The sequence below is a fragment of the Acinetobacter colistiniresistens genome (assembly GCF_000413935.1).
Classification (GTDB): domain Bacteria; phylum Pseudomonadota; class Gammaproteobacteria; order Pseudomonadales; family Moraxellaceae; genus Acinetobacter; species Acinetobacter colistiniresistens.
Genome location: NZ_KE340378.1, coordinates 143346 through 165722, shown reverse-complemented (window position 1 = coordinate 165722; position 22377 = coordinate 143346). Strand labels below are relative to the sequence as shown.

Below are 22377 nucleotides of genomic sequence, written 5' to 3'. Positions count from 1 at the left end.
TTGAAAAACCAATACATCGCAAATAAAGCGAATAAATAATCGGGCGTATTATACGCTGAAAACCCAATTGACTTGAAGTTAAGTTAGGATTTGTTTAGCCCAAAGCACAGATTTTCTTTTTCAAGACATTACAGGCTTGAATGATTTCACTTTTCTTAAAACAATTACTGGCATTATGGAACTCGCTATATCACGAAAAACGCTATACAGCGCAAAATTTATGCACCATTTTGGATAAAATATGCGCTAGACTCGGTCAGTATTTAACTCACGTAGATGATGTAATCATGACCTATAAAGATGAAACTTTAGCCATTCATGCGGGATATTCACCAGAAGCGACCACCAAAGCCGTGGCCGTGCCGATTTATCAAACCACTTCTTATGCCTTTGATAATACGCAACATGGTGCAGATTTATTTGATCTCAAAGTACAGGGCAATATCTATACCCGAATCATGAATCCAACCACCGCCGTGCTGGAACAGCGTATTGCAGCACTGGAAGGCGGGATTGGTGCCTTGGCTTTAGCCTCTGGCATGGCTGCGATTACATATGCGATTCAAACCATTGCCGAAGCGGGTGACAATATTGCATCGGTATCGACCTTATATGGCGGCACTTATAACCTGTTTGCCCACACCTTGCCAAAGCAAGGCATTGAAGTCCGTTTCTTCGATTATCAAAACCCAGAAGCATTGCGTCAAATTATTGATGATAAAACCAAACTGGTCTTCGTTGAGTCGATCGGTAATCCACTCGGCAATATCATCGACTTAGACGTGATTGCCAAGATTGCACATGAATACGGGGTTCCTGTGATCGTAGATAATACGGTGGCTACGCCTGCGTTGCTCAAACCTTTTGAATTTGGTGCAGATATTGTGATTCATTCACTGACCAAATACATCGGTGGTCATGGCAACAGTATTGGTGGCGTGATTGTCGATAGCGGCAAGTTTCCTTGGGGCAAATATCCTGAACGCTTTAAGGCGCTCAATACGCCTGACCCAAGCTATCACGGTGTGAATTATGTCGAAGTACTGGGTGAAGCGGCTTATATTGCACGTGCACGTGTGGTGCCGTTGCGCAATACAGGCGCTGCGATTAGCCCTCTCAGCGTGTTTTTGATTCTACAAGGTCTGGAAACCTTGAACTTACGCATGGAGCGCCATACTGAAAATGCCATCAAGGTTGCTGAATATTTAAAACAGCACCCCAAAGTAAAATGGGTGAATTATGCAGGCCTCTCCGATCACCCACAGCATCATTTGGCCCAAAAATATGTGAAAGGTAAACCTTCTGCCATCCTGTCTTTCGGCGTCCAAGATGGATTGGCTGGCGGGACCCGTTTTATTGATGCATTACAGCTATTTACCCGCTTAGTAAACATTGGCGATGCCAAAAGTCTGGCTTGCCATCCTGCCACCACCACCCATCGTCAACTCAATGCCGAAGAGCTGAAGTCAGCAGGCGTCAGTGAAGACCTGGTCCGCTTGTCTATTGGGATTGAACATGTAGATGACCTGATTGCTGATCTCGAACAGGCCCTTGCACACGTTTAATTTGAATGAAATCGATCAGCCCCTGAAATGGGGCTTATTTTTTATACAAATATTTAAAAATATTATTTCTTTTTCAACTATTACAATATCTTATTTTAGAGTTTTTACTCTAAAAAAACTATTATTTTTCAGATATTTACACTAGACAAACAAAAAATATAGACTAATATTAGACCAAAATAAATTGCAATGTTAATCGCAATAAGAAAGCATTGCACACAACAGCGTGATTAATGTAGGACACTTACATGAATGCAAAACTCAAAAAACTTTTTCAGCAAAAAGTCGACGGTAAAACAATCATTGTCACTGGTGCATCAAGTGGCATTGGTTTAACGGTTTCAAAATACCTGGCTCAGGCAGGTGCTCATGTCTTATTGCTCGCTCGTACGAAAGAGAAGTTAGATGAGGTCAAAGCAGAAATCGAAGCTGAAGGTGGTAAAGCCTCTGTTTTTCCATGTGATTTGAATGAGATGGAATCGATTGATGCCGTTTCAAAAGAAATTTTGGCGGCGGTCGATCATATCGATATTTTGGTCAACAATGCAGGTCGATCAATTCGTCGTGCCGTACACGAGTCCGTGGATCGTTTCCATGACTTTGAACGAACCATGCAGCTCAATTATTTCGGTGCAGTCCGTCTGGTTCTGAATATCTTACCGCATATGATGCAACGTAAAGATGGTCAGATCATTAACATCAGCTCGATTGGTGTATTGGCCAATGCAACCCGCTTCTCGGCGTATGTGGCCTCTAAAGCAGCACTGGATGCATTTAGCCGTTGTTTGTCTGCAGAAGTTCATTCACACAAAATTGCGATCACCTCTATTTATATGCCGTTGGTCCGTACACCAATGATCGCACCAACCAAGATTTATAAATATGTCCCGACGCTGTCACCAGAAGAAGCAGCAGACTTAATTGCTTATGCCATCGTGAAGCGTACAAAGAAAATTGCCACCAACCTAGGTCGCCTTGCGTCAATTACTTATGCCATCGCACCTGACATCAACAATATTTTAATGTCCATTGGTTATAACTTGTTCCCAAGCTCTACGGCTTCTATCGGTAAGCAAGAGAAACTCAATCTGATCCAACGTGCCTATGCACGTTTGTTCCCAGGTGAACACTGGTAAGCCGCTCAAATTTAAAAAACCTCCCTGTTTGGGAGGTTTTTTATGCGCTATTGGCAAAAACCAGGCTGATAATCATAGACGAATTGTGTTTTGGTCGCAGTTGAACTCGGTGCATTAAATTGCGTTAACGCTTTTAAGGCACTAAAACTTAAGGCTGCGCGCGAGACCACTTTTTTGGTGTAATTGGCGTTGCCATCTGCATATTTAAATGAAACTTCTGCCACTGCGGGTTTTAGTCCATTATAAGGCATTTGCGTATACCAGAGGCTAAGCTCCAGATCTGCATCAAACTCCCCCAAATCAATGGTTGCACCGGCATATTTACGTTCATAAATGGTTAAGCCACTCACCACTTGCAGTGCCTGACTATTGCTATAACTATAGTTATTTTTAAAGCCTGAAAATAAGGTATTAATATCCTCAAAATCATTGATCGTCCGTGTGGTTGGCACAGTGGTGGACTTACTTGCAACCACCAAGAAGCCCAGATTGTCCTTACGGGTAATATCATCTTCCAGTTTGGTTTTCGCCCCCGCCACACTGCTACTGAGATCTTCAAAATCGGTAATATAATGATCATAGCCGCGGTATTTCAGCGTGACTTCTTTTTTACCCGTTTCAATCCGCTCTCTCAGGCTATACCCCATACTGTTTAAGGGGCAACTGCCCTGTGTGTCATAAAAACGGATTTCGCGCTGTGTATCCAGACTCATATTGCCCGTCACAGTACGAGCAATCTTGTTTTCAATAGCCGTTTTTGCCTGAGCAAAATAGCTATTGACGTTGCTCGCTTCTGTTACATAGCTAAAGTTATTCGGGTCTAAAAGCAGTTTATATTCACGGCTCACCACTTTCGGTGCCGCATGGCTGATACTCGGCAAAATCATGGTACTGGCTAACAGCCCAAACATCCATTGCTTCATTTTCATCGTCTTCCCACCCTTAAAACAGTATAAAAAAGGCTGCCTAAGTTTTATGTGTGTCTAGATCTTATGGGTTAAAAAGATTGAGCTTATCAATGACATATAAAGTCGATGCATCGATACGTGTGCGCGCCTGATCTAAATATTTTGCTTCCAGCCCCTTGCTGTTTTTCCATACCCCCATGTCATCGTCATTGACGACACCGAGATGATGTTGGTCAATCAGCCATAGCCCTTCCATTTTATCATGTGCATAGCTGACACGTTTCGCCATATCGAGTACCAAGGTTTTGCTTACAGGCTGAATATTTAGGGCTTGGAGTTTGTCCCACCCCTGTGCCAAAACATACTGTTCCAGTGTTTTGCCTGCTATCGTCAAACCAAGTTTTGGATCTTGCTGGATATCTCCCTGTACAACCACGCTTTCCAAATTGGTCGCATTGCGTAAATCAATCCGATAGACATGCTTCATGATATTGGGCTCATCTTTTAAGAAAGCCCCATCACGCTCAAGCACCAAGAACTCATGATCATTGATGGCCACAATCGCAGAATTTGAATTGGCCTCAATCTCTTGTCGATAGAGATATTGTCCAATTTTTCCTGTTTCCAGATTAATGGTCACAATACGTGTCAACGTCGACTTATTTACCGCTTTGGTCGGTAAATCCATGGTCGACTGCATAATGCCTACCAAGGTTTTCTGATCTGGGGTAATCGTTAAGCCTTCCATACCACGATTGGCACGGCGATAGCTAAACTCTTGTGGCAGAGTAAAGGTATTGCGTGCATCATTCGGGAACGGATTGATCCGTCCGATCTCTTTCCCATTGGCATCATAGTGCACAATGTGTGGACCATATTCATCACTGACCCAGAATGTGCCATCTTTTAAAGCAGCCAGCCCTTCACTGTCTAGGCCGTAATCATCCAGTTTGATTGGATTGCTGACAGGATCATAGGGTTTATTGGGATCGACCGTAATCACACGACCATTGATGTCATAGGGAGTTTCACCTGTGCCACCCAACGCAGCCGTATTCGGTATACCACTAATATTTTTACCATTACGATCTTTCAGAAAAATGGTTTTGACCAATGTCACTGAACCATCGTCCTGTACCTCGAACAGACCAATTTTAGGCACATAATCGGGAATCGGAAAAATCTTACCTGCACCATGTATCCCATCATCATAATCCGCATTTGGGCCACGATCGGTTAGTGCATAAAACTGTTTTTTATTACTTGGATGCGCCGCCACATCTGAACCAAAGCCACCTTGCCGAATGGAGAAGGGGCTATCGATGGTTGTGCCATTTGCCTGATACTGCCCTAACACTTGATAAGGCAGAACACTGCCTTGGGCAAACAGATTCGGCCCACACTGTACCGAACTCTGCTGGATTTCATCCGCATCTAACTGACCATTTCTATTTTTATCCAATCCACTATCAAAGCGCGTCCCTGCACTCCAACATGCATCGTTACCTAGCGCCAATGATGTTTGCTTGACCAAACTGTTGAGGCCATTTTGACCATCATCCCCCTCTGAACAGGCAGTCATTAAGGTGGTTGATGCAAAAAGCATCCATACAAGCGGTGTTCTTTTCATTGTTTTTCAATATCATTATTAAAAGATGGCTTTATGCTAAAAAGCAAAAATGACAAGCCGATGAAAAAATAAGCATTAAATCGCATCCATTGCACGTGTGTATAAAACAAAACTTATCCACAGCTTTGCTGCATTAAGCAGCAACGCAGTCTGCTACCTTGTCCACAAGCCTATTTTCTGGATCCGTTATTTTTCAGCGTGATGATCAAATCGTGCTACAACACCCGCATACCTTGGCTTAAATCGGAATCATAAAATCACACTCACCAGCATGCTTTCATGACAATCCATGTACATAACACCACATGATTTACTGAACAGAATTATCCCCTCCCACAATTCAATTAGTTGCTTTTAAAAACATTAAATTCTCAATATTGACTATTTTGACATTGCTTTCCTGTCAAAGAGTTAGCAAAAAATCGCGCCTATTCTCCACATATAAAAATGTTTTCATAAAAAACATACAAAATAGTGCCATTTTCATGCTTTTTTAGCGGTATATAACATTCTGTAAAGATTCAGTTACAGAATCTTGCTTGGTTGAAAAGGAACGTATATGAGTCAGACATATAGCAAGGAAGAAAGAACAAGCCGTATCAAGGGTATTGTCGGTGCGGCATCAGGGAATCTAGTTGAATGGTTTGATTTCTATATTTATGCAGTTTTTGCGGCTTATTTTACGCATGCATTAACTGCACCAGATATGGAACCAACCACCAAAGCAATTTATGTTTGGGGGGTGTTTGGTGCCAGCTTCTTTATGCGACCAATTGGGAGCTGGCTCTTCGGACGGATTGCTGACCGTCAGGGCCGTAAGCAGTCGATGGTCATTTCGATTTGCTTGATGGCGCTCAGCTCATTCCTCTTTGCCGCTTTACCGACCTATGATCAAGTCGGAATGTGGGCACCGTTTTTACTGCTCATGGTTCGTTTATTACAGGGTCTCTCTGTTGGTGGTGAGTATGGTGCTGTAGCGACCTATATGAGTGAACTGGGTTTAAAAGGACAACGCGGCTTCTTTGCTTCCTTCCAGTATGTCACCTTGTCAGGGGGGCAGTTACTGGCCAGCTTGCTTGGGGTAATCTTGCTTGGTTTCATGACTGAGCAGCAGTTGAATGATGGCGGCTGGCGGATTCCATTCGTTATTGGTGGTATGGCTGCATTGCTTTCTTTAGTCGCACGAAGCCGCTTAGAAGAGACTTTATCGCATGAAGATGCCGAGCGCGAAGAATCGGGCAGCTTAATCGCATTGCTAAAACAGCACTGGAAAACCTTCTTATTGGTGGTGGGCTATACCTCGGCAGGTTCACTGACCTTCTATGTGGTGACCGTTTATTCAAAAACCTATCTCACCAATATCGGCATGGAAGGCAAAACCGTCGGTTTCATCATGACCACTGCCTTGTTTGTGTTTATGTTGGCTCAACCACTATTTGGTATGCTTTCAGACCGTATCGGTCGTCGTGCATCCATGCTGGCCTTCAGTTTACTCAGCGCCATATTTATCTATCCAGTGATGGTCACGGGCATGCGTAGCTTTGCCGATTCGCCAGTCATCATTACCTTATTGTTGATTTTCCTGATGATGTTACTGAGCTTCTATACCTCGATCAGTGGTCTGGTCAAAGCTGAAATGTTTCCACCGCATGTCCGTGCTTTGGGCGTTGGTTTTTCTTATGCAGTCGGTAATGCCTTGTTTGGTGGTTCGGCCCCCTCTGTGGCCTTATTGTTCAAAGATGCAGGCATAGAAAATACCTTCTTCGTCTACGTGATTATTATGCTGATTATCTGTTTCTTCTGTAGCTTGGCCTTACCGAAAAAACCAGAATATCTGGAACATGATCACTAACTCAATCCGTTGAAATACAAACCACTTTTGCTGAAGCAAAGGTGGTTTTTTTATATGCGGTACTCATCATGCATAGGGATTTAACTTCACCAAGTGCTTGAAACCACTATTTACCAACATTGCGGTCCGAGATTTTGGACGTCTTTGTCCTTCCTGCTGGGTAAATTCAATCATGTTTTGGCTGAAATCCAAGCGCGGATACTGCTGCTGTAATTGCTGTCTGAACAGGCTGGAAAATTCAAAACCGCGACTGCCAATCACATCACAACTGGCAGCCTGTTGCAGTAAATGTGCCTCGACCCCTTCATCCAATGCAACATAAGGATTCATATGCAGGCTAATTGCGTCAAACAGTTGATCTGTGCGTAATTGTTGCCACCCTCGTTGAATCGACCAGTCTTTTGCAGCATATGCCCCTTGCCCGGCAAAGCAACGGCAGTTTGCATGATGCTGATCATATTGCTCCGTCATGCCCAAATCATGCAATAAACACGAAACTGCCAACAATTCATCATCGCGTTTTAATTGTTGCATCTTGGCAAATGCAACAGCATAACACCATGTACGCAGACAATGATTTTGCAAAGCCTCTGCGCTACAAGACTGCATCAGCTCCAATGCCTGTTGTACCTCTAAACTATCGGGTAGCTCTAGGTCATCCAGATTCAATTGAAACTGAGATGCAGGCCTTATACGGTGCGACAAGCTATACATTTTTATGCTCTGTTTGAGCACAGGCAATAGACTATAGCGCAGTAGCGCCATGCGATCTTTTAAGGATAAATCACCCGAACTTTGCACCATCCAGGCTTGTCGGCCAATCCACATGTTCATCTCACTGGATAAATTAGAGTAAATACTCTAATTTATCCAGTGCTAAAAAGTCAAAGTCTTTAACGGCTTTTATCCTGGGCACATGTACGGCAGTAATCCATCTTGACGAAGACGGATATTTAATAGCCCTCTTTCATTAGGGTAATTTTATGCAAGCACCTAAAAAAGAATAAATATTTCTTTATCTATCAAGTATTTTTAAATTTTACCCATCGCTATTGTTTATCAAAATTTAAATGAACTGGCTATTTATTCGCCTTTTCGTTTAATTTTCCTGCTTAAATTTAAGTTTAAATTAAGTTTTTATGCATAATGGTCAGCGCTTAATTTTTTATTTTTAGTGTATTTTTAACACTTTTTTTATGGCAAGAGGTTACAACTTAAGGGAGTAAATAATGCTTACGCTGATAGGTATTCTAATTATTGTGACGATTGTCGTGCTATTGATGTCTGGTAAAACCAGTCCCATTGTAGCTATGTCCATTGTTCCACTGATTGGCGCTTTAATTGCAGGCTTTTCGATTAGCGACATTTCTGGCTTCTTTGAAGCAGGGCTATTAAAAGTCAGCAAAGTGGCCACCATGTTTTTATTTGCCATTTTGTTTTTTAGTATTTTAAAAGAGTTACATGTCTTTGATCCAATGATTCGAAGCATGGTGCGTATGACACGCGGTAATGTAGTGATTGTTGCCGTCATGACCACTTTAATTGCGGCTGTTGTGCATCTGGATGGCTCAGGTGCAGCCACTTTTCTCATCATTATTCCCGCATTACTTCCACTTTACCGCAAATTAGGGATGAGCCCTTACCTGATGCTATTGCTAATGGCAGGCAGCATGGGGGTGATGAACATGGTTCCGTGGGGTGGTCCTTTAGGACGTGCCTCAGCCGTTACAGGAATTGAAGCAGCAGAACTCTGGCGTAGCCTAATCCCGGTTCAGGTGGTTGGGGTACTCGGTATGATGGGCTTTGCTGTTCTTATGGGACTTCGTGAAAAAAAACGTATCTTGGCCGCCCAAGCTTTCGGCACCACGCCATTTGAGCAAGATTGTATGGCCGCAGATCTTGCAGAAGATACACAAGAAGAAGTAAAGCCTAAAAAGTTCTGGTTTAACATTGCATTGGTTATTCTCGCCGTGATCTGTCTTGCGTTTGGTCTGTTCTCAGCACCTTATGTCTTTATGATTGCCTTATCGCTGGTCTTACTGGTGAATTTCCCCAAACCTAGAGAGCAAATGGCTGTTATTAGCCGCCATGCGCCACAAGCGCTTAGCATGGTTGCCATTATTTTTGCTGCAGGTGCTTTTTTAGGGATTCTCTCCGAATCTGGTATGTTGCAATCCATTGCACTGGATCTGATCAAGATTCTGCCCACTACATGGGTAGGTAGTCTACATATTCTGGTGGGGATGCTCGGTGTTCCAATGGACTTATTTACCAGTACCGATGCCTACTATTTTGCCTTGCTCCCGATCGTGCATGAAGTCACTTCCACAGCTGGAGTTTCTGCTCACTCGGTGGTTTATGCCATGGCCATTGGCAATAATGCTGGGACCTTCGTCAGTCCATTTTCTCCTGCCACTTGGCTGGCTATGGGACTGGCAGGAACAGATATGGGACGTCACTTGCGCTATTCATTTGGCTGGATATGGTTATTTAGCTTTTTCACCTTGGGTGTGGGCTTCTTGCTTGGCCTGTACTAATCGTTGTAACCGTCAAAAAGCATACTCAGGTATGCTTTTTTTATGTCCGACTAAAGTTGGGCTTTTAATAGCTCATCGAGCCAATCAATAAAATCTTGAAGATATTTGGGACGATATTGGCGATCCGTCAATAAAATATTGACGGGTAACTGCAAGCTTGGAATATCCATAAATAAACGTTGTAACTGGCCTTGCTGAACATAGGCAGCCGCATCAAATTCAGGAATTTGAATGATGCCAATACCGGCTAAACCCGCTTGAATATAAGCTTCAGTATTTTCAATCAACAAGCGATACGGCAGCTTGATCCGTTGCTCTTGAAAGACCAGTTCACTGAATTCACGATAATGCTTGGCAACATGATAATCCACAGCGAAATGCTGCTGAAGCTTATCCACATGCTTTGGTTCACCAAACTCTGCCAGATATTGCGGCGAAGCCACCGTCCAGATCTGAGTGTGGGTAATGGGCCGAATCAATAAATACTCATCCTGCACCTGCCCCACACGTACCACACAATCAAGCTGTTGTTCGATCAAATTGGAGAAATCATCACTACCGTTGATCAGCACTTTGACCTTGGGATAACGCTGATAAAAAGAAAGTAAATGAGGAAGGAGAATTTGTGTAACCATTCGTTTTGGCATCCCGATACTGATCGTGCCCTCTTGACTGCGTGCCTGACGTTTAAAACGATTCAACTCTTTTAACTGCGTGACCAGACGTAATGCCTCATCATAAAATAAACTTCCTTCATGCGTTAATGCCACCTTACGGGTGGTTCGATAAAACAGGAGCACTTCATATTCTTTTTCCAATGCCTGTATGGCATAGGTTACGTTCGAACGCGGCAATCCGAGTTGTACCGCAGCTTGTGCAAAAGACTGTTTCTCTGCAACCAAACAGAAAATTTTTAAACGATCAATCTTGTCCATTTTATTATTCAACTTTCTTGCACAATCAGTTCCATACTAACAACTATTTCAAACAAATAAATTGGATTAGGATAATTTTCATGCCAAAACAACATGAGAACAATCCGATGTCACAACATCAATTAAATGGAAAAACCGTCTTGATCACCGGTGGTGCTAAAAACCTTGGTGGACTAATTTCACGTAAATTTGCCGAACAAGGCGCAAATTTATTGATTCATTACAATAGTGCTGCCACGCAAGCCGACGCTGAACAAACCTTAAAAGACGTACAGGCACTTGGGGCAAAAGCGATCTTGGTCCAAGCCGATTTAGCTGACATTCAAAATATCGAACAACTCTTTATTACCGCCAAAGCCGAATTTGGTGGCATCGATATTGCCATTAATACTGTAGGACGGGTGCTGAAAAAACCATATCTGGACACCACCGAACAAGAATTTGATGGCATGAATGACATCAACAACAAAATTGCCTATTTCTTTATTCAATCGGCTGGCCGTCATCTCAATGCGAACGGCAAAATCTGTAGTATCGTGACCAGTCTGCTTGCCGCCTATACAGGTCTTTATTCAACCTATGAAGGTCTAAAAGCACCCGTCGAGCACTATACCCGTGCTGCATCGAAAGAGTTTGGTGAGCGTGGTATCTCAGTAACCGCCGTTGCACCTGGGCCTATGGATACCCCGTTTTTCTATGGTCAGGAGGGACCTGAAGCGGTGGCTTACCATAAATCGGCGTCCGCATTGGGTGGACTGACCAAGATCGAAGATATTGAACCTTTAGTTCGCTTTCTAGTCACAGATGGCTGGTGGATTACAGGCCAAACCATTTTCGCCAATGGCGGTTATACCACACGCTAATTGTGAGGCTCACTGATGCTTGGGCATGGATTGCCACTGCCCAAGTCGACTAAGGCAGCCAAAATACCAAGGCATAAAAACAGGCCAGACTGAGGAAAATTGTCAGCAAGGTATGCTTGACCTTATAAGCAATCGCAATGGTTAGAATCGTGGCCAGAAAATACGGGTTCAATAAAGTCTCACGAAAGCTACCCTGCTCATCCATAAACACAATCGGGGTCGCAATCGCAGTCAACAAACACGGTGCAGAATATTGCAACGATTGCTGAAACCATTTCGGTAGCCGTAAAGGGATATTCGGTTCCAGCAGCATATAGCGATTCATAAACACCACGATTGCCAGAAGAACCAGAAGAGACCAACTCATGCTGTACGCTCCCGAAGATTCTGTAAACAGGTGGCCGTCAACATTCCAATCACGCCCGCCAAGATCGCAGCACTTTTGATGCCCAAGCTCAGGAAAACCAAGGTTAAACCCACAGAGACCAACACACCCACCAAGGTATTCAGGTTTTTAATAAAAGGAATCACAATCGCAATAAAGGTGGCAACAATGGAAAAATCCAGATGGTATTGATCCAGATTTGGCACAGAGGCCGCCAACAGGATCCCGCAGACGCTAAACAGTACCCAACACAGATAGAAGCAACTGCCTGCTCCCAATAAATAGTAAATATAATGCGGCTGCTTTTTAATACTGACCGCGAACAGCTCATCCGTCAGTAAAAAGCCCAACAGTAAACGATGCTTTAATGGCTGTTTGGCAATGTCTTCACGTAAATACAGCGCATATAAATAATGCTGGGTGGTGATCAGGAATACGGAAATGATAATCGTGAGTGCAGGCGTTCCAGCCATCACCAAACCTAAGGTCATCAATTGCGCCGCACCAGCAAAAACCAAAGCCGACATACCAATCGCTTGTAGGGTGGTTAGTCCCGCCTGTATCGCCATGGAGCCCGCAAGCAAACCCCAAGGTAGAACTGCGAAGCATAGAGGCAGTATTTTAATCACACCGTTTAAAAATGCCCGAGATGCGGTCATTGGCGTGTTATCTGTTATGGTCTCACTTAACATCAACATCACAATTTTTCATACTAGATCAGCTGACTATGCCAAAATTCGGCCAATTAGAATTGTATAAAATTGCTGTTTTATTTGAGGTAGGTGATATAACCACCGGGTGTAATACCAAATGTCTGACGGAAATGCCGACTAAAATGACTCTGATCCGAAAACCCACATTGCTGTGAAACCTCAGATAGGTTAAGCCCTTGTCTTAATAGTTTTTGTGATTTTTGCAGCCGTACCTGCACCAACCATGCATGGGGTGACAGTCCCACATGTTTTTTAAATTGACGTAAAAAATGCCACTGACTCAGATTGGCCATTTCCGCAAGTGCAGCCAATGAAAACTCCTGCTCTGGCATGCTCGCCATCAGCTCTTTAATATTTAAAATTCGCTGCTTGGCATTGCTCAAGTCCGTTGTTTGTGGTTTGACCTGACTATACTTCGACACCAACCATGCAATGGTAGACAAGAATAAGGTTTGTTTTAATAAGGTATTGTTGGGCTGTTCCAATAAATCAAACAGTAAACGAAATTGTTGCGCTAAACCTTCATCATGTAATACCGCCTCTCTAAACCAAGGCGCTGTGCCGTGCACGGTAGTTAAATCACGTGTCAATTCATGAAATATTTCGGGGGTCGGATAAATTGCACGATAGCGCCACCCTGTTTCTACAGCCGAAGATCCAGTATGTACTTCATCGGCATTGACCAGAATAATGTCGCCCTGTGGTGCCACATGGTTGCCCCCTGTGCGGTAGAAACGTTGTGCACCCTCTTCAATTACACCAATGCAAAATCCTTCATGAACATGTCGTGAAAACTCCTGCTGATAGTAGCTAGCTTTCAGCATTTCCAGACCACCCAGTTCTTCTAGGTGTAAATAATCGACTTGTTCACGAGGTCTACGCGACATCACGACCTCCTTTAAATTTTTGCATCAAATCAGGTTAACCCAATTAAACCAGATTTATAGAATAAAATTGCTGTTTGTTCAAAACAACGATGCATGGGTCTAAGTAAACGCCGATAGATCAATCTGCATTTTTAAAGTTAAACCGATTCATTAAAATAAGGCCTCTATTTTATATCATCGAAATCGCAGTAAATTAAACAGCTACTTACTAATATTCTGCTTGATCTCCAAGCCTTAAAAATGGCGTCAAATGAACAGAACATCATTCAACTCGAATGAAGAGAACAACAAATTCTCCAGTTAAAATCGGCAATTGAACACAAATAAAAACCTCTCTCAGGAGGTCTAAAAACATGGATTATTTTAATGACGCTGGAATATCCACACGCCTAATGGCTTGACCATATTTGAGCCCTGGATCTTTTTCCATGCGATAACAGACTTTGACATTGTCATACACATCTCGATAAGCATAGACACTGCCTTGAATGCATAATTGTGGTTGTTTAAGCGAAAATTGAATCAATGCGGGTTACCATTTAATCCGCCTTCCTCATCTTTAAAACCTAAGATTTCATCACGTAACGGAAATACGACCCCAGTTTCGGTATCAATCACGACATAACGGATCGCTTGAGCCGATCCGACATTGAACAAAATTTTTGTTGCATCATAGTTTGGAGACTGTTTTGCCAATACGGCTTTATATTGAGCAATATTTTGTTTGGAGCAAAAGTCAAAATCATCATAATCAAAACGACATTCAGCGGTTGCGCGATAAGGGACTTTGGCCAGCGCAACATTACTTAAGCTTGAAATCACCAATAGAAACAGTATTTTTTTCATTATTTAATCCTTCATCTTGTTATGGTTATTGTGATCTCTGCGATTCAAAAAAATTAAAATAAAATTACTTAAAATAAAAGCCTCCGAAGAGGCTTTTATTTATTTGGTCAACTACTTAGAACCTTTAATCCCTGCTTGTAATAACAAGGCACCTAAACCACCAATTTTTTGCTCTTGTGGTTTTTCAGCTTTTGGCTTGTGATGTTGCGGACGTTTATCCCCATCTTTACGTGGCGGACGTTGACCTTGTGGCTTACGCTCTGAACGTTCAGCACGATCTTGCTGTGGACGTTGTTGCGAACGAGCTGCTTTGGCTGGTGCAGCGCCTTCGGCACGCATACTCAAATTCACGCGATTACGTTCCACGTCGACCTGCATGACACGGACTTGTACGATCTGACCTGGTTTGACCACTTTATGTGGATCAGACACAAATTCATTTGCCAATTCAGAAATATGCACTAAACCATCTTGATGCACGCCCACATCAACGAATGCGCCAAAGTTGGTGACATTGGTCACCACACCTTCAAGCTGCAAGCCTTCAGTCAATTGTGCAACTTCGGTAATATCTTCACGGAATTTCGCGGTACGGAATTCTGGACGTGGATCACGACCTGGTTTTTCCAGTTCAGACAAAACATCTTGAATGGTTGGTAAACCAAATTTGTCATCCACAAATTCATCTGCTTTGACTTGGCGAATGATTTCAGTGTTGCCGATGATGTCTTTGATCGTGGTTGCTTTTGCTGCAACAATTTTTTCCACCAAGCCATAACTTTCAGGGTGAACTGCTGATGCATCCAATGGTTCCGAACCATTCTGCACACGCAAGAAGCCCGCAGATTGTTCAAAGGTACGCTCACCCAAACGAGGTACTTTTTTCAATGACTGACGGTTGTCAAAACGACCATTTTCTTTACGGTATTCCACAATTTGCTGTGCAATCGACTTATTCAGACCTGCAATATAGGCCAAGATCGCAGGTGACGCTGTATTTACATCTACACCCACCGCGTTCACACAGTCTTCAACCACCGCATCCAATGTTTTTGCGAGACCCGTTTGATTGACGTCGTGTTGATATTGGCCCACACCAATTGATTTCGGGTCAATTTTAACCAGTTCTGCCAAAGGATCTTGTAAACGGCGTGCAATTGAAACGGCACCACGAATCGAAACATCCAGCTCAGGAAGCTCTTGAGAGGCCAGTTCACTGGCAGAATAAACCGATGCACCCGCTTCGCTTACCGTAATGCGTGTCAATTTAAGATCACTATTGGCCGCCATCATTTCTGCTACAACCGCTTCGGTTTCACGACTTGCTGTGCCGTTGCCAATTGCAATAAGTTCCACGTGGAACTCTCGACATAAGCGCGCCAGTTCCGTAATAGAACCTGCTTTATCTTCTTTTGGAGCAAATGGATAAATGGTGCTATGCGCCAAGACATCGCCCGCATCGCTCACCACAGCAAGCTTCACGCCCGTACGGATGCCCGGGTCTACACCCAAGGTGGTACGACTGCCTGCAGGTGCAGAAAGTAACAAATGACGCAGGTTTTCAGCAAATACATCCATCGCCTCAGCTTCAGCTGCCAAACGTTTATCCGTTAATAACGAATGTTCGATTTGTGGGCGAATCTTACCTAACCAGAATAATTTTGCGGTCTGTTTTAAATAATCCTGACGGCTTTGTGGTTGAGTTTGCTCAAGATTGTATTCAGTCTCAATACGAGCCAACGGCGCATCATCTTCACCATCCACTTTCAAGCCCAAGACATTTTCTTGGCGACCACGCAACATCGCCAACAAACGGTGGGATGGCACTTTATTCAGGTTTTCTGAAAACTCGAAATAATCACGGAACTTTTTGCCGACTTCTTTTTTCTCATCAGAAGCAACAGCACTTTTCAACACCGCAGTTTTAGAAAAAGTTTGTTTTAATTCAGTGGTTAAGGCAATGTTTTGCGCCCAATCATCAATCAAGATATGCTGAATGGCATCCAGCTGGCTTTCAACATCTGGATAGTCTTCGTGACTAAAACCAGCCAAAGCTTCAGTTGGATCCACTTGGTCGCTGATAATTTTCTCAGCAATCGCGCCCAACCCTGCCTCTTTCGCTTTAAATGATTTACTGGTGCGTTTTGGGCGGTATGGTGCGTAAATTTCTTCTAATGCATTTTTGGTTTCTGCTGCATTCACACGTGCTAATAAATCATCGTTTAATTTATCTTGTTCTTGTAAAGATTGGATTACCTTCTCACGACGCTCATATAAATCACGTAAATAAGTTAAACGTGTATCGAGTTGACGTAATTGCGTATCGTCTAAGCCTTGCGTGACTTCTTTACGGTAACGTGCAATAAAAGGAACGCTGGCACCTTCATCAATTAAACGAATAGCAGCTTCTACTTGGTTTGGACGTACGGCAAGTTCATTTGCCAACTGCTGAACTAAGTCAGTCATCGTGATTGATTCCACAAGGGTTAAGTCTAAAAGCAATGATTATAAAGTTCATGGCTATAAAATCCACCATTGTTTTTTTGAATATTGTGTTTTAATCCTGTTTAACTTTTATTCAGCTCGGCTGAATTGTCGATTCAGTGCTCAACGCTTGCGAAAATCTCCGCACTCAATCTTTTATGCAAATCTTTGAATGTTTCTAAAATACCAAGATTTTTTCGCCTAAATATTGATAAATAGGTTGATTGTCATCATTTTGCCTGTATATATTTGGTATCTATCTCTTGATTTTATTGGCAATATTTGTTGCTTTATAACATAGCCAAAACTGTGCAATGAATCGTATACTTCTTTGCATTGCTGAAAGACGATGACAATAAACGATAAAGGAGCACATCATGAGTTTAGTTGTACCTGCTGAATCGACGGAAACCGTACACCATGAGACAGACCGAGTCGAACGCATTTTAGTGGTCGATGACGATGTGCGCTTGCGTACGCTTTTACAACGCTTCCTCGAAGATAAAGGTTTCGTGGTAAAAACTGCTCATGATGCAACACAAATGGATCGTTTACTGCAACGTGAACTGTTCTCGCTTATCGTGCTTGATTTCATGCTTCCTGTTGAAGATGGTTTAAGCATTTGCCGTCGTTTACGCCAATCCAATATCGATACGCCAATCATTATGCTCACTGCCCGCGGTAGCGACTCTGACCGTATTGCAGGTTTAGAGGCTGGCGCTGACGATTACTTACCAAAACCGTTTAATCCAAATGAGTTGCTGGCACGTATCCGTGCGGTATTACGTCGTCAAGTTCGTGAAGTTCCAGGTGCACCAAGCCAACAAGTTGAAGTGGTCAGCTTTGGTCCTTGGTCTTTGGATCTGTCCACGCGTACACTGACACGTGAAGGTCAGGTGGTTACACTGACAACAGGTGAGTTTGCCGTTCTGAAGGCGCTGGTTCAACATCCACGTGAACCATTGACGCGTGACAAACTGATGAATTTGGCACGTGGCCGTGAATGGGGAGCGATGGAGCGTTCGATTGACGTCCAAGTCTCTCGTTTACGTCGTTTAATTGAAGATAACCCTGCTCGTGCGCGCTACATCCAAACCGTTTGGGGTGTAGGCTACGTTTTTGTTCCAGATGGTGCAGAGTAAGCTCGGGAAATTAAACGTTGAAACTTGAACCGATTGATCCACAAGAATTTACTGACTTCGCGGCTTATTCAGAAAGACCTCGAACCAAATGGGAACGTTTTTTAGATAAAATCAAACCACGTTCCGCAGCCATGCGTACCACCATTTTGGTGCTGTTCATGGTGTTCTTTAGTCTGTTTATGTCCTTGTGGTTCTTTTGGCGAACCTTATATCTTCCAGAACTGCAGCAACATGCCCGTTATCTTGCGATTGAATTAGAACTGGTCAACAATCCAGACATCCGCATTCTGCATCGTGATAGCGAAGTGGATGTCGATACTTGGCTCAAAAATCGCATTGGTATTGAATATATTACCGATCCAGCCGAGTTCCCAAAGGTTGAAGACAAATTCCTCGCTGAACTGTTTACCAACCAAATTGAACAGAAGCTTGCGAACGAACTGGGTGTTAAAGACGTTACCGTTTATTTTAAATTTAAACCAATTCCGCGGATCTGGATTCAAACTCCGGAAATGAATGGTAACTGGGTTAGAGAACCATTAAAAACCTATACCAACTATAGTGTTGAGCTGATTGCAGGTTGGCTCTTTGGTGTGCCGATTGTCTCCTCCATCATTATTCTCATTTTGGTTCGCCAAATGAACCGACCTTTGCGTCGCTTACAAAATACCGCCAATAATTATAGTAAGACAGGTAAAGCCCCTTATTTAGATACCAATCATGGCCCACTCGAAATCCGTCAGGTGAATCAAGCTTTTAACCACATGGTGTATACGCTTGAGCAAACCGAACGCGATCGACAAATCATGCTGGCAGGGATCTCACATGACTTACGCACGCCACTGACACGGATTCGTTTAACGGCGGAAATGCTCCCCGATGAGTTCTTCCGTGAAGGGCTGATTTACGATGTAGATGATATGGATGCCATTCTGAACCAGTTCATTTCCTATATGCGTGATGGCTCAGATGAAGAACTTACCGACACCAACCTCAACACCCTCTTACAAGAACTGGTGGTGCAATTCAAACCTTTGGATATCCGCTTTGAAGCAGAAGAACTGCCGATTATTCCTGCGCGTAGCTTGTCCTTGAAACGCCTGATTGCCAATCTGGTCAATAATGCCAAACGCTATGGTGCTGAACCGATTGAATTATCGGCCAGTCATGTCGATGACCACATCCTGATTACGGTCGCTGATCATGGTGAAGGGATTCCATCCGATCAGGTAGAAGAGTTAATGCAACCTTTCGTTCGTGGCAACTCAGCACGAACAATTCAAGGCAGTGGCTTGGGCTTGGCGATTGTGAAACGTATCGTGGATATCCATCAAGGACAGATCAGCATCCGCAACCGCGATCAAGGTGGTTTAGAAGTGGTGATTTCTCTGCCGATTCATGCCGCAGCTGGCGATGAGCCACAAAATAATGCAATTGATAAGATCAAACAGACCCTGACTGGACATTTCTAAGTCACCAATTCCAGTCAAGCGGACAAAAATACATGATTTAGACTAAAGTCGCCCATTGAATAACCAGAAAGTTGGCGACTTTCCGCCCATTCAGTTAGCCTCACTCTGTTTCTAAAAATTCAGTTTTTCTCCGCTTTCCCCTCTAAATTCAACTGAATACTACATCACCCAAAAACCAGCTGAATTACAAGTGAATAAAGCGTATGCAGCTGTATTAGACCTTAGCCTTATTTCAATTCACTTTTCATGTTTTAGCGCTAAAATCCATAGCCAATGAAAAGCAATATTGAGAATGGATGATGTCTTTAAGTCGTATTCGTCTTGCAGCACTGCATGACAAAGTGATGAGTGCAGAGCAGGCAGCTCAGTTTATTAAAAATGATATGACGGTCGGTATGAGCGGTTTTACCCGTGCGGGCGAAGCCAAAGCAGTCCCACAAGCCTTGGTTGAACAAGCTAAAAAAAATCCGTTAAAAATCACATTAATTACCGGTGCAAGCCTCGGCAACGACTTAGACAAACAATTGACGGAAGCAGGTGTGCTTGCGCGTCGTATGCCATTCCAAGTCGACAATACCTTACGTCGCGCCATCAATAACGGCGAAGTGATGTTTATTGACCAGCATTTGTCTGAGACTGTTGAACAAATGCGTAATCAACAATTGAAACGCCCGGATGTCGCAGTAATTGAAGCGGTTGCCATTACGGAAGACGGTCATATCGTCCCAACCACCTCTGTCGGTAACTCAGCGAGTTTTGCGATTTTTGCAGAAAAAGTCATTGTTGAAATCAATACCTCTCTGAGCGAAAACTTTGAAGGCTTACACGATATCTATATCCCAACCTATCGCCCAACCCGTACACCATTGCCTTTAACGCAAGTGGATGATCGTATTGGCTCAACGGCGATTCCAATTGATCCGGCAAAAATCGTGGGGATCGTCTTTAACGATACAGCTGACTCGCCTTCAACCGTGACCGCACCTGATGCCGAAACTCAGGGTATTGCCAATCACTTGATCAAATTCTTTGAACAGGAAGTGGCTGCAGGCCGTTTAGCGAAAAACCTCGGTCCATTACAGGCAGGTATCGGCTCAATTGCCAATGCAGTACTGACTGGACTGAAAGATTCAAATTTTGAAGATCTGGTCATGTATTCGGAAGTCCTTCAAGACTGTACCTTTGAATTGATTGACGCAGGTAAAATGAAGTTTGCTTCTGGTAGCTCTATTACTTTATCGGCTCAATGTGGCGAACGTGTTTTTGGCAATCTTGAAAACTACAAAGACAAATTAGTGTTGCGTCCGCAAGAAATTTCAAACCATCCTGAAATTGTGCGTCGCCTAGGCATTATCGGCATTAACACTGCACTTGAGTTTGATCTCTACGGCAACGTGAATTCAACCCACGTTTGCGGCACCAAAATGATGAATGGTATCGGCGGTTCAGGTGACTTTGCCCGTAATGCACACCTTGCAATCTTCGTGACCAAATCCATTGCCAAAGGTGGTGATATCTCATCGATCGTGCCAATGGTCAGCCATGTTGACCACAATGAGCATGATGTTGACATTTTAGTGACTGAAGTCGGGCTTGCTGACTTACGTGGCCTAGCACCACGTGAACGCGCACGCGTGATTATCGATAACTGTGTGCATCCACTGTATCAAGGTGCACTCAATGATTACTTTGACCGTGCCTGTGAACGCGGTGGACATACCCCACACATCCTTCGTGAAGCATTGTCTTGGCATGCCAACTTCGAAGAAACAGGTCATATGCTAGCACGTGTGGATATTGCTAAATCGGCATAACCCCCTCTCTTCATGAAAAGCATGCTTCGGCATGCTTTTTTATTTTCCTATCCTGAAGTAGTTAGGCGCCCGACTCTGAGCAAAATTGGAAAGGTGACTCGAATTGGTTGCTGTTGCTGTAACAGCCCCTGTAAGCTCAGCAATGGGCTCTCATGCTGTTGATCTTGGTAATGCTTTACCGCAGACCAGGTATTTAAATAATCCCACAACTGCGGCCCAGTCCAGCTTAACTCGATCTGGAACTGCGGCATGCTGATCTCTTCAAAGGGAAATGGAATCGTTTGATAACATTCATCAATATAACGCCGCTCCACATCCCAAAAGCCCTTTAAAGTATGATGATAGAGCTGATCAATTCGCTGATTTAGATCGGTATCATCTAACTGGATTAAGCCATAACCAATCACTGCAAAAAGACCATCTGCTTTCAGTGTTCGCTTAACTTCTGCATAGAATTTTTCAAAATCAAACCAGTGAATCGCCTGTGCGACAGTGATCAAATCAAAATATCGCTCAGGGAAAGCGCTGTGTTCTGCGGCTTGTTGTAAATACTGCACATTGGGTAGTGCTGGAGCCTGATCAAGTTGATTCTGACTTAAGTCAGTTGCAATCACTTGCTGAAAATAGGGTGCGATCAGTTGGGTTAACTGGCCCGAGCCTGCACCGCAATCCCACGCTCGTGCCCGTGTTTTCACCTGCAGTAGCACCGCCTCAATCATCGATTGCGGATAACTTGGACGTGCCTGTTGATAAAGTTCACTCCGCTCAGAAAATAAGTCTTTCATGATGATTTATTCTTAAGTGTTGACTTTGATTCACTATAGCAAATTTTTTTTGACATAAAAAAAGCCCCAAACTTTCGTTTGAGGCTTTTTGAATATGGTGGCGAGACCCAGGATCGAACTGGGGACACACGGATTTTCAATCCGTTGCTCTACCTACTGAGCTATCACGCCGATGGGGTGTATTAAGCCGTATCTCAGCTGAATAGTCAATAATTATCATGAGCTTTTGATTTGAATGCACATTTTTCACGCAATCAATTTTAAGGCAAAAAAAATCCCTGATGGGATCAGGGATTGAAAATACAAATTTATGGTGGCGAGACCCAGGATCGAACTGGGGACACACGGATTTTCAATCCGTTGCTCTACCTACTGAGCTATCACGCCAAAGTGGGCGTATTAAACAATGTTTGTCTAAGCCCG

Annotated in this window: 19 protein-coding genes and 2 tRNA genes; 8 read left to right on the top strand and 13 right to left on the bottom strand. The window is 43.4% G+C overall.

The genetic code is table 11. The features are described from left to right. Positions 1–287: 287 nt before the first annotated feature. Both F907_RS14575 and F907_RS14580 read left to right on the top strand, forming a co-directional pair. Positions 288–1565: an O-acetylhomoserine aminocarboxypropyltransferase/cysteine synthase family protein gene (locus tag F907_RS14575; RefSeq protein WP_005238315.1), complete on the top strand. Its 1278-nt coding sequence runs from the start codon at positions 288–290 to the stop codon at positions 1563–1565. A gap of 248 nt (positions 1566–1813) precedes the next feature. Next, the gene (locus F907_RS14580) at positions 1814–2701 is read left to right on the top strand and encodes an SDR family NAD(P)-dependent oxidoreductase (RefSeq protein WP_016651409.1); all 888 of its coding nucleotides are present in this window, start codon (positions 1814–1816) and stop codon (positions 2699–2701) included. A gap of 47 nt (positions 2702–2748) precedes the next feature. On the opposite strand, the gene F907_RS14585 is transcribed toward F907_RS14580, so the two are convergent. Both F907_RS14585 and F907_RS14590 read right to left on the bottom strand, forming a co-directional pair. Next, a complete protein-coding gene (locus tag F907_RS14585; protein WP_016651408.1) occupies positions 2749–3630 on the bottom strand; it encodes a hypothetical protein in 882 nt (293 codons plus the stop codon). 61 nt (positions 3631–3691) lie between these two features. Continuing rightward, positions 3692–5239 carry an esterase-like activity of phytase family protein gene (locus F907_RS14590; RefSeq protein ID WP_032861776.1) on the bottom strand — a complete coding sequence of 516 codons (1548 nt, stop codon included), beginning with the start codon at positions 5237–5239 and terminating at the stop codon, positions 3692–3694. A 559-nt stretch (positions 5240–5798) separates the two neighbouring features. On the opposite strand from F907_RS14590, the gene F907_RS14595 reads away from it, so the two are divergent. Then, positions 5799–7091, top strand: a complete 1293-nt coding sequence (locus F907_RS14595) for an MFS transporter (RefSeq protein ID WP_005275746.1) — start codon at positions 5799–5801, stop codon at positions 7089–7091. A 66-nt stretch (positions 7092–7157) separates the two neighbouring features. Here the strand turns inward: F907_RS14595 and F907_RS14600 are convergent, their stop codons facing one another. Then, positions 7158–7919 (bottom strand): HD domain-containing protein, encoded by a 762-nt coding sequence (locus F907_RS14600; RefSeq protein ID WP_016651406.1) that lies wholly within the window; start codon positions 7917–7919, stop codon positions 7158–7160. Positions 7920–8320: 401 nt separating this feature from the next. Here F907_RS14600 and F907_RS14605 point away from each other — a divergent pair, with 401 nt between their 5' ends. Further along, positions 8321–9628: a CitMHS family transporter gene (locus tag F907_RS14605; protein ID WP_005275744.1), complete on the top strand. Its 1308-nt coding sequence runs from the start codon at positions 8321–8323 to the stop codon at positions 9626–9628. A gap of 50 nt (positions 9629–9678) precedes the next feature. Here the strand turns inward: F907_RS14605 and F907_RS14610 are convergent, their stop codons facing one another. Further along, positions 9679–10563 (bottom strand): LysR family transcriptional regulator, encoded by an 885-nt coding sequence (locus F907_RS14610; protein WP_016651405.1) that lies wholly within the window; start codon positions 10561–10563, stop codon positions 9679–9681. Between the two features lie 107 nt (positions 10564–10670). On the opposite strand from F907_RS14610, the gene F907_RS14615 reads away from it, so the two are divergent. After that, positions 10671–11426, top strand: a complete 756-nt coding sequence (locus tag F907_RS14615) for an SDR family oxidoreductase (protein ID WP_032861821.1) — start codon at positions 10671–10673, stop codon at positions 11424–11426. A 49-nt stretch (positions 11427–11475) separates the two neighbouring features. On the opposite strand, the gene F907_RS14620 is transcribed toward F907_RS14615, so the two are convergent. From F907_RS14620 to F907_RS14635, 6 genes are all read right to left on the bottom strand, one after another. Then, a complete protein-coding gene (locus F907_RS14620; RefSeq protein WP_016651403.1) occupies positions 11476–11793 on the bottom strand; it encodes an AzlD domain-containing protein in 318 nt (105 codons plus the stop codon). Further along, the gene (locus tag F907_RS14625) at positions 11790–12503 is read right to left on the bottom strand and encodes an AzlC family ABC transporter permease (protein ID WP_016651402.1); all 714 of its coding nucleotides are present in this window, start codon (positions 12501–12503) and stop codon (positions 11790–11792) included. The genes F907_RS14620 and F907_RS14625 overlap by 4 nt, the downstream gene beginning before the upstream one ends. Before the next feature lie 77 nt (positions 12504–12580). Further along, complete coding sequence (locus F907_RS14630) at positions 12581–13411, bottom strand: AraC family transcriptional regulator (protein ID WP_016651401.1); 831 nt, start codon at positions 13409–13411, stop codon at positions 12581–12583. 358 nt (positions 13412–13769) lie between these two features. Continuing rightward, positions 13770–13937, bottom strand: a complete 168-nt coding sequence (locus F907_RS19170) for a hypothetical protein (protein WP_228129546.1) — start codon at positions 13935–13937, stop codon at positions 13770–13772. Next, a complete protein-coding gene (locus F907_RS0117840) occupies positions 13934–14257 on the bottom strand; it encodes a hypothetical protein (RefSeq protein ID WP_016651400.1) in 324 nt (107 codons plus the stop codon). Before F907_RS0117840 ends, F907_RS19170 begins: the two co-directional genes overlap by 4 nt. A gap of 111 nt (positions 14258–14368) precedes the next feature. Next, complete coding sequence (locus F907_RS14635; protein WP_016651399.1) at positions 14369–16723, bottom strand: Tex family protein; 2355 nt, start codon at positions 16721–16723, stop codon at positions 14369–14371. 395 nt (positions 16724–17118) lie between these two features. Between F907_RS14635 and ompR the strand changes: the two genes are divergently transcribed. From ompR to F907_RS14650, 3 genes are all read left to right on the top strand, one after another. Further along, entirely contained in the window at positions 17119–17883 is a 765-nt protein-coding gene (gene ompR, locus F907_RS14640) for an osmolarity response regulator transcription factor OmpR (protein ID WP_004657337.1), read from the top strand. A 17-nt stretch (positions 17884–17900) separates the two neighbouring features. After that, the gene (locus F907_RS14645) at positions 17901–19355 is read left to right on the top strand and encodes an ATP-binding protein (RefSeq protein ID WP_016651398.1); all 1455 of its coding nucleotides are present in this window, start codon (positions 17901–17903) and stop codon (positions 19353–19355) included. 299 nt (positions 19356–19654) lie between these two features. Next, positions 19655–21169: an acetyl-CoA hydrolase/transferase family protein gene (locus F907_RS14650; RefSeq protein ID WP_016651397.1), complete on the top strand. Its 1515-nt coding sequence runs from the start codon at positions 19655–19657 to the stop codon at positions 21167–21169. Between the two features lie 47 nt (positions 21170–21216). Here F907_RS14650 and F907_RS14655 read toward each other — a convergent pair whose 3' ends face one another. From F907_RS14655 to F907_RS14665, 3 genes are all read right to left on the bottom strand, one after another. Beyond that, complete coding sequence (locus tag F907_RS14655) at positions 21217–21954, bottom strand: class I SAM-dependent methyltransferase (RefSeq protein ID WP_016651396.1); 738 nt, start codon at positions 21952–21954, stop codon at positions 21217–21219. A 95-nt stretch (positions 21955–22049) separates the two neighbouring features. After that, positions 22050–22125 (bottom strand) — tRNA-Phe (locus tag F907_RS14660). A 140-nt stretch (positions 22126–22265) separates the two neighbouring features. Continuing rightward, positions 22266–22341 (bottom strand) — tRNA-Phe (locus tag F907_RS14665). Between the last annotated feature and the right edge of the window lie 36 nt (positions 22342–22377).